This is a genomic window from Streptomyces sp. TS71-3 (assembly GCF_018327685.1).
In the GTDB taxonomy this organism is placed as follows: domain Bacteria; phylum Actinomycetota; class Actinomycetes; order Streptomycetales; family Streptomycetaceae; genus Streptomyces.
The window spans coordinates 295,062-307,432 of record NZ_BNEL01000003.1 but is presented as its reverse complement, the minus strand read 5'-3'; the positions used below and the strand labels follow the sequence as shown (position 1 = coordinate 307,432).

Genomic DNA, 12,371 nt, shown 5'->3' with positions numbered 1-12,371 from the left:
ACCCCTCCGGCGGCTCGCCGCGGCCACGCGTGCCGGCCACGCGGCCACGCGTCGTTCAGACCCCTCCGGCCTCCGCGGCGCCGCCCTCCGCGTCCCGCTGCGCCCCCTCCTCCTGGATGACGGGGAAGCGGCGCGGTGCGACGAACAGCAGCACCAGCAGGGTCAGGACGGCGGCGCCGGCCGCGCCGAGGAAGACGTCGCCGACGGCGGAGTCCACGGCCCGGCGCAGGTAGTCGGCGGCTGCCGCGCTCAGGGAGCCGGGGTTGTCGAGGGCCCGCGAGACGGCGTCGAGGTCGCCGGGGAGCTTGAGCCCGTGGGCGTGGGCGAGCCGCCCGGCCAGGACGCCGTTGGCGACGGCGCCGAACAGCGCGGCGCCGACGCTCTGGCCGATCTGCCGGTTGAAGAGGATGGACGCGGTCGCCGTACCGCGCTCGGACCAGCCGACCGTGGACTGGACGCCGATGATCAGCGGGAGCTGGAAGAGGCCGAGCCCGCCGCCGAGCACCAGCATGATCAGCGCGGGCTGCCAGGCCTGCCCGGGGAAGGGCAGGAACGGGAACGCGAGCAGCATCAGCGTGGCGACGGACATGCCCGTGACGGCGCAGAGGCGGAAGCCGATGCGGTCGTAGACGCGGCTGGAGAGGGCCGCGGCGATGGGCCAGCTCAACGTCATCACGGACAGCACGAAGCCGGCGGGGATCGGGCCGAGGCCGAGCACCGACTGCGCGTACGTGGGGACGAACACGGTCGGCGCGACCATCAGCAGGCCCATGACGCCGAGCGCGATGTTCACGGCGGCGATGGTGCGGCGGCGCCACACCCAGCCGGGGATGATCGGGTCCGCGGCCCGCCGCTCGATGGCGACGGTGGCGACGGCGAGGGCGGCGCCGCCGCCGAAGAAGGCGAAGCTCGGCGCGGAGAGCCAGGGCCAGGCCACGCCGCCCTGGACGAGCGCGGTCAGCAGCAGGGCACCGGTGGCGAACACGGCGAGCGCGCCCGCCCAGTCGATCCGGGGCCGCCGCGCGGGTGCGGCCGGGGCGCTCGTGGCCGGTGCGCCTGCCTTCGCGGCCTTGGCGCCCGTGCGAAGGGTCGCGGGGCGGGAGGGCTCGTGCAGGTGCTTGACGATCAGCCACAGCGCGAGCGCGCCGATCGGCAGGTTGATGAGGAAGATCCAGCGCCAGTCGAGGTAACCGGCGAAGAGCCCGCCGACGGCGGGGCCCGCCACGGACGAGCTCGCCCAGACCGTGGAGAGCTTGGCCTGGATCTTGGGGCGTTCCTTCAGGGGGTACAGGTCCGCGGCGACGGTCTGCACGGTGCCCTGGAGGGCGCCGCCGCCGAGGCCCTGCACGACGCGGAACGCGATGAGCGCGGCCATGTTCCACGCGGTGGCGCAGAGCAGGGACCCGGCGACGAACAGGATGATGCCGGCGATGAGCACGGGCTTGCGGCCGAACGTGTCGGAGATCTTCCCGTACAGGGGGAGCGTGACGGTGACGGCGAGCAGGTAGCCGGAGAACAGCCACGAGAAGACGGAGAACCCGCCGAGGTCGCCCACGATCTGCGGGACGGCCGTGGAGACGATCGTGCTGTCGAGCGCGGCGAGCGCCATCGACAGCATCAGCGCGGCGACGACGGAGCCGCGGCCGCGTGGTGCTGGTGCTGGTGCGGCGGCCGCTGCCTGCCGCGGCGTGGTGTCCGGCGACGGGTGGTCCGGTATCGCGTCTGTTCGCTCGCCGCGGCTCACGGATTTCCTTTCCTGATGCACGTATCTTCCGACAGTACGGAGTGTGGGCGGCGTCTTCGCCTGCTGTCCAGGCCGGGCAGGTCGCGGCTACCGAGCGTCACCGCCGCTTCCGCCCCGGCGGAGCCCTTGCCCCTCGTGCGAGCCACGCCCAGGTGGGGCCGTTCGGCGGTATGCCGGAGCCTGGTTCCGTGCGACGCGGCGGCGAGCTGTCGCGCCCGCCGGCCGATGGTGCAGGGTGTGACCGACCGCGAAGGGCCATAAGGGCCATAGGGAGGAACGGCCAGATGGAGGGGGAAGGATGACCGCGATCAGAGACGCGTACCTGGAGGCGGCGGCGTCGGTGGCGGCGCTGCTCGGGGACGCGGGGGTCGCCGTGGCGTGGGACCGGCCCAGCGTGCTGAAGGAGTTCAGCGTCCACGGGCTCGCCGGCCACGTGGGGTCGCAGGTCTTCTACGTGTCTTGGCTGCTGGAGGCCCAGGCCGCGGAGGAGGAGCCGCTGCCCGTGGCCGACTTCTACACCAGGGCCGCCGCGTTCCACGCCGATGTCGACGCGGAGGTCAACGTGAACATCCGGGAGGGCGGCGAGTCCGCGGCGGCGGGCGGCGCGGAGGCGTTCGCCGGCGAGGTCGCCTCGGCGGTGGCCCGGCAGCGCGCGGCCCTGCCGGCCGAATCCGCCGACCGGATCGTGTCGTTCGTCGGAACGCCGCTGACGCTCGACGACTTCCTGCTGACGCGCATGGTGGAGATCGTCGTGCACTCCGACGACCTGGCGCTGAGCGCCGGCATCCCCACGCCGTCGTTCCCGCCGGGCGTCTTCGAGCCGGTGCTCGACCTGCTGTCCCGGCTCGCGGTGGTCCGGCACGGGCAAACGGCCGTCCTGCGCGCGCTGAGCCGGGCCGAACGGGCGCCCGCGGTGATCACGGGCATCTGAGGGCCCGGGTGCCAGGGGCGCCGGACTGCTTGCCCGGCGCCCGCACCGTCACCGGCCCGGTCGGTCACATCGCCGGATCCGGCTGTATCGCCGGGTCCGGCTGTATCGCCGGGTCCGGCTGTATCGCCGGGTCCGGCTGTATCGCCGGGTCCGGCTGTATCGCCGGGTCCGGCTGTATCGCCGGGTCCGGCTGTATCGCCGGGTCCGGCTGTATCGCCGGGTCCGGCTGTATCGCCGGGTCCGGCTGCCTCGTCGCGTCCGGCTACATCGCCGCATCCAGCTTCGCCCGCTGCTCGGCGGTGAGCTCCAGGTCGACGGCCGCCAGGCTCTCGTCGAGCTGCGCGACCGACGAGGCACCGACAAGCGGTATCGCCGGTACCTCCGCGCCGATCATCCACGCCAGCACGACCTGGTTGAGGGTCGCCCCCGCGTCCGCGGCCACCTCGCGCAGCGCCGCGAGCCTGGCCGGGGTGCCGGGGTGGTCGTGCTCGGGGTCGAGCGGCTTGTCGGGGCGCACGTAGGCGCCGCCGAGCAGCGGCGAGTACCCCACGAGCGTGAGGCGGGGGTCGTCCCGCAGGTAGCTGAGGTGATCGCCGGACACGACACCGAGGTTGCCGTCGGCCGAGCGCAGGCTGGGCATGTCGGTGCGCATCCGCAGGTAGCTGTGGTGGTACTGGAGGACCTCGTAGCCGGGCAGTCCGGCCGCCGCTGCCACCCTCCTGGCCCGCTCGACCCGCCATATCCAGTGGTTGCTGGCGCCGACGAGGCCCACGGTGCCGTCCGCGACCAGTTCGGCGAACGCCTCCACGGTCTCGTCCACCGGCGTCTTCGCGTCCTCCAGGTGCGCGTAGTAGAGGTCGATGGTCTCCACGCCGAGCCGTTCCCTGCTCCGCTCCGCCTGCTCCCTGATCACGGGCGCGGACAGGCCCTCCAGGTCGTTGATGAAGGTGGTGGTCGGGCGCGACGGTCTGCCGCCGACCTTGCTGGCGATCACGACCTCCCGGCCGACGCCGCGGCTGCGGCGCCACCGCCCGACCAGCGCCTCGCTCTCGCCGCCCTGGGTGCCGCCCACCCAGAACGCGTAGTTGTTCGCGGTGTCGACGAACGTGCCGCCCGCCTCGACGTAGCGGTCGAGGATCGCGAACGACGTGGCCTCGTCGGTCGCGGTGCCGAAGAGCATGGCTCCCAGGCTCAGGACGCTGACCTCGCGGCGCGTGGTCGAACTGGTGCCGATGGTGCGGTACTTCATGGGATTCCGTTCTGCCGGCCCGGTGTCGGGCCGGACCGGAGCGTGCGCGGCCGATGCGGTCGGGCGCGCGACGGCCGGTCCGGCCCGGGTGGGCTCCGACCGTAGGATCGGCGGACGGCTGCCGACGAACCGTTCGACTGTGCTCGAATGGCACCGTGCTCCGGATCGCCTTCAGCGCTGCCGACCTGACCAGGCTCAGGCTCGCCCACTCGCCCATGGTCGAGGTGGTGACCAGCAGCTTCGTGCTGAACCAGCCGAACAGGTTCCGGATGTACGGCTCCTGGCGGGCCAGGGTGCGACCGCTGGTGGCCCGGGCCGGCCTGGAGACGATGCTTGCGGTGGTCCGCGGCCCGGCCTGCTACGTGCCGGACTTCCTCACTCCCGTCCCGGCCACCGCGCGGCCCAGCCTGGAGGATGAGGTGCGGGTGCTGGCCGCCACCCCGCTCGACCGGGTCGCCGAGGAGGTCGGCGCCGCCTGGGCCGGCCACCCGGCGCCACCGGGGATCGTCCGGTTCGCCACCGACCCGGCGGGCGGGCTGGCCGACCTGATCCAGCAGATCCGCCGCTACTTCCGGCTGGCCATCGCGCCCCTCTGGCCGCGGCTGCGCGCGGTGGCCGAGGCCGAGATCGCGCAGCGCGCCCGGACCGCCGCCGAACTGGGCCCGCGCGCCCTGCTGGAGGACGTGCATCCTCAACTGGACTGGGACGGCTCTGCGTTGCGGCTGGGCCATGCCAAGAGCCGGGAGTGGGAACTGGACGGGCATCCGCTCGCCCTCATGCCGGCCGGGTTCGCCGGCCCGCTGGTGCACACCATGACCGAGGCACCGACGGGCCGGGCCCTGTGGTACCCGCCGCGCGGATACGGCCGCCTCTGGGACCCGGCCCGGCAGTTCGAACCCGGCTCCGCCCTGGCCGCCCTGCTCGGCCCCACCCGGGCGGCGGTGCTCACCCTGCTGGCGGTCCCCAGCACCACCGGGGAGGTCGCCGACGCCCTCCGGCTGGCCCCGGCGACCGCCTCGCACCATCTGACCATCCTGCGCGACGCCGGCCTGGTCGTCGCGGAGCGAGCCGGCCGGCGGCTGCGGTACCTGCGGACACCGCTCGGCGAGCAGCTCACCGCGGGCACCGGGACGCTGCCCGCCTGATCGCGGGGCTGGGTGAACGACTGTCCCGGCGGGGCAGGCGTACCGCTCCGCAGGAATGTTCAGAACGCAGGCGCGTGCGGCACGCTCGCGGTCCGGAACCACCGGGCCGGGACCAGGCCGTGTGGGCTTGCGCCGCAACGCTGCAAACGCGTTCGGCGGCCGCCGCGCCTGTTCCCCGCCCGGGCACCGCTCCCACGCCGCGCGCCGGGACCCCGTCCCGGCCACGCGCCGGCGCCCCGGACCCAACAGCCGTAAAGCGCTTGGTGCAGAGCCCTTCCTAGGCTCCTGTCCCGATGGCACCATGGCGCAACACATAGAGAGACGTTGTTCACGTCATTGAATGCACGGGGGCACAACGTCGCGCGGACCGAACGGGAGGGTGGGCCACGGCTCCCATGTACACGCAGAACCTGCCCCTGGAATCCGTCGGCTGGTCGGCCCTGGTCGCCGCCGTTCCCTTGCTCACCGTCCTCGTCCTGCTCGGTGTCTTCCGCTGGAAGGCGCAGTGGGCGGGGCTCGCCGCGTTCGTGGTCTCCCTGCTCGTCGCGGTGTTCGCGTACGACATGCCCGTCGGCATGACGTTCGACGCCGCCGGGTACGGGGCCGCGAACAGTGTGATCACCGTCCTGTGGATCACGTTCAACGCGATCTGGATCTACAACCTCACCGTGGAGACCGGGCACTTCGCCGTGCTGCGCAGGGCGTTCGCCGCGATCAGCGATGACAAGCGGATCCAGGCGATCGTCATCGCGTTCTCCTTCGGCGCGCTGCTGGAGGCGCTGGCCGGTGGCGGTTCGCCCATCGCCATCTGCTCGGTGATGCTGGTGGCCGCCGGGTTCCAGCCGTTGAAGGCGGCCGTCATCGCCCTCCTCGCGGACACCGCGCCCGTCGCCTTCGGCGGCATGGGCAACCCGATCACCGTCCTGGGCACGGTCACCCATCTGAACCCCGACGACTACGGCGCCATGACCGGCCGCCAGGCGCCGATCCTCGCCGTCCTCGTGCCGTTCCTGCTCGTGGCCATCGCCGACGGCCCGCGCGCCCTCAAGCAGGTGTGGCCGGCCGCGCTCACCGCCGGACTCACCTTCGGCGTCACGCAGTTCGCACTCGCCAACTACTGGAGCTACAAGCTCGGCGACATCTTCGCCGCCATCGTCTCCGCCGGCGCCGTCGTCGCGCTCAACCGCGTGTGGCAGCCCTCCGACGCCCCGGCCGGGCGGGCCGTACCGCCCGTCATCGCGGGCGGGTCCGTCGACCACGATCCGGTGGCCGAGCGCCGGGCCGGCCGCCCGGACGGAACCGATCCGCGTGCGGACAAGGTGCTCGCGTTCGCCCCCTACCTGATCGTCGTCGTGCTGTTCTCGCTCGCCCAGATCGGCCCGATCAAGGAATGGCTCGCCAAGGGCACGAACAGCTTCCAGTGGCCGGGCCTCGCCGGCATCCACGCCGGCGACGGTGCGCCAGTCGCCACGGTGTTCGCCGTGCCGTGGGCGTCGACGGCCGGCACGCTGCTGTTCGTCTCCGGCATCCTGACGGCCGTCGTGCTGCGGGTGGGGCCGCTGCGCGCGCTCCAGGTGTACGGGGCCACCCTGCGGCAGTTCGGCTGGGCGATCTTCACCGTGCTGTGCGTCTTCGCGCTGTCGTACGTGATGAACCTGTCGGGCCAGATCACCACGCTCGGCATCTGGCTCGCGCAGACCGGTTCGCTCTTCGCCTTCCTCGCACCGCTCGTCGGCTGGTTCGGCGTCGCGGTGACGGGGACGGACGCGGGTTCCAACGCGCTCTTCGGCGGGTTGCAGCTGACCGCGGCGCACCAGCTGCACGCCTCGCCGATCCTGTTCGGCGCCGCGAACACCACGGGCGGCGTGCTGGCCAAGATGATCTCCCCGCAGAACCTCGCGATCGGCACGGCCGCGGTGGGGTTGGTGGGCGCCGAAGGCACGCTGTTCCGGCGCGTGTTCGGCTGGAGCGTCGTGATGCTGGCGCTGCTGTGCGTCATCGTCTACCTCCAGTCCACGGCGGTGCTGGGCTGGATGGTGGTGGGGGGCTGATCGGCGGGGCGGTGCTCCGGCGACGTCCGGTGCGGGCGGTGCGTCGGCTACACCCGCGGTGGGGGGGCGGTCCACGGTGGGCCGCTCCGGCCGGGCGAAACACGAAGAAGTCAGCTCTCTGACAGGAAACTTACAACCCTCGGCGAACATGCGGCTCAGCCGAGACAGAGGTATGAGCCGCTATGAAACGCACCCCCCACAGCCCGTCTCCCCGCCATGACGGGGCAACTGACCACGACGGGGCCACCCGCCACAACGGGTCCAGCCGCCGGGGCCTGTCCACTCCGCGGGGCCGCCGGGGCCTGTTCACCGCCGTCGCCGTGACCGCCGCCGTGGTCGGATTCGCCCTGCCCGCCTCCGCGGCGCCCACGCCCGTCGCCGACCTGCGCGCCGACGGAGCCCGGACCGGCCGGATCGACATGGCGGGCGCGGACTCCGCCGCGGCCGGAACGGCGCTGTTCCTCCCCAACATCGACGACGACGCCGTCGCCTGCCGGGCACCCGCGAAGAAGATCGCCGCGGACGCCGTCGACCGGGAGGCAGCCAACGACACGGCCTTCTACGCGAAGAAGGCCGAGTTGGAGAAGGAGCCCGACCAGGAGAAGGCGAACCAGGAGTACCAGGAGCTGCGGCGCAGCCACCAGAAGGACCAGAACGAGGCCGACCGCGATATGGCCGCCTGCAACGACGCCGCCGACACGGTCGTGAACGGTGCGCAGGACGCTGCCGACCTGGCCCGGATCAGGACCGTTCCCTTCAAGGCCGCCCCCGCGGGCGCGACCGGCCGGGTCACCGTCTCCGAGCAGGCCGCCCCCCATGTGCACCTGTTCGTCAAGCGCCCCGGAAGCAGCGCGCCCCAGGGGTGGGAGCTGGTCACCGGCAAGACCGTCCTCACCGCGGACGAGCTGCGGCACGGTGTGGAGCTCGGCATCGAGGGCCGCGACGTCGTACGCGACTGGGCCGTCTGGGACGGCCGCGCCGACGTGACGCTCACGGTCACCGCGGACGGCGCCGGTGCCTCGGACACCGTGCCCCTGCGCGAGGCCCCGGTCCTCACCCAGCTCAACACCCAGAAGCTGGACCAGGTGCTCACCGCCGTCCCGGACAAGAGCGACACCGTGGGCAGCGCCTGGCGCGACGGCGTGCGGGCGGCCGCGGAGGACGGCGGCGCCGAGGACGGCATGCGCACCCTCGACACCGGCGGCGACGAGTGGGCGCAGGACATCTTCGAGCCCGCGTACACGTCCATCCCGGGCGCCGGCGGGAAGCCGCAGGGCATGCACGTCCTGATCGGCTCCGTCAACGACAACCGCCGGGTGGCGTCCCGGGTCGCGTTCACCGAGCTCGCGGGGCACGACGTGGCCGCCGTGCACATCGAGCACGTGCCCACCGAGGACGAGAACAGCAGCTACGACTCCATGGGCAACCTGGAGACCATCCCGCCGACCCCCGGCCACCCCGCCGGGCAGATCGTCGTCGGCGGCGCCGGCTACGCGCCCGGCAGGACCGGCCCCGCCTCGGAGGTGCTCACGCTCCTGCGCTCGCAGGGGATGCAGGACCCGCTGTCGCTGGACACCTCCTGGCTCAGCGTCGGCCACATCGACGAGTTCGTGCAGTTCGTGCCCGCGCCGGGCAGCCGGCTCGGCTGGCGCGCCGTGGTCGCCGACCCGACCGCCGGGATGCGGCTCCTGAAGGACGTGCGGAAGGCCGGGCACGGCGACGAGATCATGCACGGCGGGCTGCCGAAGCTCGACTGGCCCTACGACACGTACCTCGACCAGCGCACCACGAACGAGTTCCTCGCCGACGAGCAGTTCGTCGACACCAACCGGATCGCCGCCGAGAAGATCGCCGCCAACGTCGCCGTCCTGAAGCAGAAGGCCGGCCTGACGGACGCGGACATCGTGCGGATCCCGTCGCTGTTCACCGCGCGGGGGATGGACTACCACCTGCTCCAGTCCGAGATCGACAGCATGGAGCCCGGCGAGGAGAAGGACGACGCCGTCGCCAAGCTGGGCGCCATGCGCGAAGGGGTCGCGGAGATCCCGGGACCGGTCAACGGCCTGGTGCTGAACGGCGGCCGGTACGTCTCGCCGAAGCCGTACGGGCCCGTCGTGGACGGCAAGGACGTCTTCGCCGAGGCGATCTCGGCGGCGTTCGAGAAGACCGGCTACCAGGTCACCTACCTGGACGACCTGACGTCACCGCACGTGTCCGAGGGCGAGATCCACTGCGCGACGAACACCCTGCGGGACGTGCTCGGCGCGGACCAGCGGTGGTGGGCGCCGAACCACGGCTGACGGGCGGCACGGCGGCGCCTCCTTCCGCGGGGGGCGCGCCGAAGGCGGTGTCGTGCGGTCACCGCTGTGGGCGTGCGAGTGTTCACGAGAAACGACGTCAGTGCATGGGGTGACATGCCCTCTGGTGCCTGTTCCTGGATCACGCTGACGCCTTGGAACAATTCGTTCAGCTTTGACCGATGACTCGCGTAGGGTGCCCCAGTCATCGAGGCGGAAGGCGGGTTGCGGGCATGGCACCCAGGAAAGTGACGCGCGATCAGTTGGAGGGTGCCGCACGGGCTGCGCTGGGTGGTGGGCGACGACTGGAGGCGGTCGAGCGACTCGCGGGCGGCACCACGAAGGGCGTCTACCGGCTGACCATGGACGACACCATGACGGCGATAGCCTATCTGTGGGAGGACTCCGAGAACTACTGGCCGATCACCGAGCACGACGGCGACCTCGCCGACCCGTTCTCGCCCGGCATCGGGCTCGACCTGTTCGAGGCCGCGCACGCGCGGCTGGAGGCGCTGGGCCTTCGAGTCCTTGAGATCCACCTGGTCGACCGTGACCGCACCCACTACCCGGCCGACCTCGCGATCGTCGAGGACGTGCCCGGCGAGGACCTGATGGACCTGCGCAACCGCGACCCACGCGCCGCGGAGCCGACCATGATGCGCCTCGCTGAGAGCCTGGCGGTGATGCGTGGCCACAGGGCGCCGTCCTTCGGCAAGGTGGCCCTGATCGACGGGGGCGGCACGTCACGCTCGGCCTCGTGCGAGCAGGCAGCACTCGCCTTCGCACTGCGCTGCCTCGCCGAGGCCACCACTCGCGACCAGAGGATCGCCGACGTCCACGATCGGTTGGAGGAGCGACTGCGTCAGTTGACCGCGGCGGTGCGGCCGCGTGCCGAGTACTCGGTCGTCCACGGCGAGCTGGGCCTGGACCACGTCATGGTCGACCGGGACGGCCATCCCGTCGTGATCGACATCGAGAACCTGCTGTACTTCGACGTCGAGTGGGAGCACGTGTTCCTCCGTCTCCGCCATACCCTCGGCCAGTACCAGCAGTTGGCGGTCGACGGACTCGACGAGGACCGCCTCGCGCTCTACGAACTCACCCAGCATCTGTCGTTGACAGCCGGCCCGCTGCGCCTGCTCGACGGGGACTTCCCCGATCGGGAGTTCATGAGAGGGATCGCCGAGCATCACCTGAACGAGGCGCTGACCATGGTCCCGGCGAGTTGAAGACGCGACGGTGGAGGGTCGAGAACCCCTCCTCCAAGGAGGCCGGTCAGCCGTCGCCGGCGCGATCCCCGAGGGTGATCTCCAGCAGGGGGAGTACCCGGCCCGGGATGGATCCGGACGGTGCCGTGCCGATGCGTGTCGCGCCCATCGCGCGGTAGAACGGCTCCGCGTTGGGGTCCGAGTCGATCGTCAGCCGGACGAAACCGGCGTTCCTCGCGACGGTGAGGGCCCGGCCGAACAGCAGGCGCCCGACGCCCTGCCCGATGAACTCCGGGTCGACGAACATCATGCCCACCTCACCTTCCGGCGGCTCTCCCTGCACGGAGACGAAGCCCGCGAGGCGGCCGTCCGACTCGGCGACGCGGATCCGCCGGCTGTCCACCTCGGCCGGCAGGATGGTCAGTTCCTCACGGCATGCCTTGATGAAGGCCTCGTCGTAGCCCCAGTGCGCCTTCGACCTAAGCGCCAGTTCCGTGAGGAGGTCAGCTTCGTCGGCGCGGGCCGCCCTGATCAGCACGGACCGGCGTGGACCGGTGGGGGCGGTGTGGAGGACACGGAGGCGGCCCGGCTCCGCCGGGTCCCGGTCGGCGACCTGGACCGGTGCCCAGGTCCACTGCCAGACGCCGGTGCCCGGCGCCCGGGAGAACCGGATCGGGCCGCGGGTGCCCTCGACCGCCGTGCGCGGCCATGACGCGGCGATGGCCGCCCGGTCCGTGCCGTTCGCACGCAGCGCCTCGGCGAGGACGGCGATGGTGTCCCAGCCCTCGAAGGCGACGAAGGAGGGGGCTTCGCCGAGCCGGGCGCGGAGTTCCTTCCCGACGCGCTCGCCGAGCGGGCCGAGGTGCTCGGGCAGGTAGCGCAGGAACGGGATCCCGGCGCCGCCGGCGCCCAGCGCCGCGGCCCATCCGGCGAACTCCGGTTGTCCGGCCGGGGCGCCGATCAGGATCTCCGCGAGCCGCCGGTCGGCCCGCACGGCCCTGACGATCGGCACCGCCGGCTCGGGCAGGCCGGCCAGCAGGAGGAGCGCCGTCGCGCCGTGGTCGACCAGCGCGTCGCACAGGGCCTCAGGGGTGAGCGTGTCCGCGTCGAGTTCGACGACGGTGCCGCCGCGGGGCACGAGACGGTCCCGCAGGATGCGGGTCCCGGACGCCCAGTAAGCGCTCCGCTGGGTCGCCACGGCGATCCGGCTCCGGCCCGCGGCAAGGAGGAAGTCCGCGTAGATCCGCCAGCCGTGGGACTGGGCCGGGGCCAGGCGCGCGACCCGCTCCGCCGGCTCCTCGGTGAGCGCGTCGAGCACCGCGGACGAGCAGAGGAACGGCAGGCCGAGGGCGTCGGCCCGGGTGGCGGCGGCGCGGGCGGCGACGCTGTGGTACTCGCCCGCCACCGCTGCCGCGCCCAGGCCGGCCAGCTCCTCCACGGCCGCCGCCGCCCGCTCCGGATCGGCCGCGGTGTCGCGGACCACCAGTTCCAGTGGCGCCCCGCCGATCCCGCCCGCGTCATTGACCTCGCGGACGGCCAGGTCGAGTCCCGCGAGCAGGTGCCGGCCCGCCTCGACCCAGCCGGGCGGCGTCAGCGGGACGAGAACGCCAAGGCGGACGGACGGCCCGGACGCGTGATCCGCTCCGGGCGGCGATGGTGGCGTGTTCATCGGGTGGCGCCTCCCCTGGGGCGAAGCCGTGGCGGACGGCCCGGAACGCGCGTCGGCCGGGGCCGGCGCTCCGCCTT

The 12,371-nt window shown here is 72.8% G+C and carries 8 protein-coding genes and 1 pseudogene; 5 read left to right on the top strand and 4 right to left on the bottom strand.

Annotated features, from left to right (window positions below; genetic code table 11):
* Nucleotides 1–55: 55 nt before the first annotated feature.
* The gene (locus Sm713_RS25895; RefSeq protein ID WP_212914835.1) at nucleotides 56–1,618 is read right to left on the bottom strand and encodes an MFS transporter; all 1,563 of its coding nucleotides are present in this window, start codon (nucleotides 1,616–1,618) and stop codon (nucleotides 56–58) included.
* Between the two features lie 424 nt (nucleotides 1,619–2,042).
* Between Sm713_RS25895 and Sm713_RS25890 the strand changes: the two genes are divergently transcribed.
* Nucleotides 2,043–2,675 (top strand): maleylpyruvate isomerase N-terminal domain-containing protein, encoded by a 633-nt coding sequence (locus Sm713_RS25890; protein ID WP_212912486.1) that lies wholly within the window; start codon nucleotides 2,043–2,045, stop codon nucleotides 2,673–2,675.
* Between the two features lie 262 nt (nucleotides 2,676–2,937).
* Here Sm713_RS25890 and Sm713_RS25885 read toward each other — a convergent pair whose 3' ends face one another.
* Nucleotides 2,938–3,924: an aldo/keto reductase gene (locus tag Sm713_RS25885; protein WP_212912485.1), complete on the bottom strand. Its 987-nt coding sequence runs from the start codon at nucleotides 3,922–3,924 to the stop codon at nucleotides 2,938–2,940.
* A gap of 155 nt (nucleotides 3,925–4,079) precedes the next feature.
* On the opposite strand from Sm713_RS25885, the gene Sm713_RS25880 reads away from it, so the two are divergent.
* The 4 genes from Sm713_RS25880 (at nucleotide 4,080) to Sm713_RS25865 (ending at nucleotide 10,646) form a co-directional block, all read left to right on the top strand.
* On the top strand, nucleotides 4,080–5,069 hold the full coding sequence (locus Sm713_RS25880) for a helix-turn-helix transcriptional regulator (RefSeq protein ID WP_212912484.1): 990 nt from the start codon (nucleotides 4,080–4,082) through the stop codon (nucleotides 5,067–5,069).
* 395 nt (nucleotides 5,070–5,464) lie between these two features.
* Nucleotides 5,465–7,120 (top strand): L-lactate permease, encoded by a 1,656-nt coding sequence (locus Sm713_RS25875; RefSeq protein ID WP_212912483.1) that lies wholly within the window; start codon nucleotides 5,465–5,467, stop codon nucleotides 7,118–7,120.
* Between the two features lie 182 nt (nucleotides 7,121–7,302).
* Complete coding sequence (locus Sm713_RS25870) at nucleotides 7,303–9,420, top strand: protein-arginine deiminase family protein (RefSeq protein WP_212912482.1); 2,118 nt, start codon at nucleotides 7,303–7,305, stop codon at nucleotides 9,418–9,420.
* A 230-nt stretch (nucleotides 9,421–9,650) separates the two neighbouring features.
* Complete coding sequence (locus tag Sm713_RS25865; protein ID WP_212912481.1) at nucleotides 9,651–10,646, top strand: phosphotransferase family protein; 996 nt, start codon at nucleotides 9,651–9,653, stop codon at nucleotides 10,644–10,646.
* A gap of 46 nt (nucleotides 10,647–10,692) precedes the next feature.
* Here the strand turns inward: Sm713_RS25865 and Sm713_RS25860 are convergent, their stop codons facing one another.
* Nucleotides 10,693–11,163 carry a GNAT family N-acetyltransferase gene (locus Sm713_RS25860; RefSeq protein WP_212914834.1) on the bottom strand — a complete coding sequence of 157 codons (471 nt, stop codon included), beginning with the start codon at nucleotides 11,161–11,163 and terminating at the stop codon, nucleotides 10,693–10,695.
* A 24-nt stretch (nucleotides 11,164–11,187) separates the two neighbouring features.
* Nucleotides 11,188–12,294: pseudogene (locus Sm713_RS25855) on the bottom strand (ABC transporter substrate-binding protein); the annotation flags it as partial.
* Nucleotides 12,295–12,371: the final 77 nt, after the last annotated feature.

Coding starts and splice junctions, on each gene's coding strand:
- Sm713_RS25870 (WP_212912482.1), top strand. CDS start 7,303: ATGAAACGCACCCCCCACAGCCCGTCTCCCCGCCATGACGGGGCAACT.
- Sm713_RS25885 (WP_212912485.1), bottom strand. CDS start 3,924: ATGAAGTACCGCACCATCGGCACCAGTTCGACCACGCGCCGCGAGGTC.
- Sm713_RS25865 (WP_212912481.1), top strand. CDS start 9,651: ATGGCACCCAGGAAAGTGACGCGCGATCAGTTGGAGGGTGCCGCACGG.
- Sm713_RS25895 (WP_212914835.1), bottom strand. CDS start 1,618: ATGCTGTCGATGGCGCTCGCCGCGCTCGACAGCACGATCGTCTCCACG.
- Sm713_RS25890 (WP_212912486.1), top strand. CDS start 2,043: ATGACCGCGATCAGAGACGCGTACCTGGAGGCGGCGGCGTCGGTGGCG.
- Sm713_RS25875 (WP_212912483.1), top strand. CDS start 5,465: ATGTACACGCAGAACCTGCCCCTGGAATCCGTCGGCTGGTCGGCCCTG.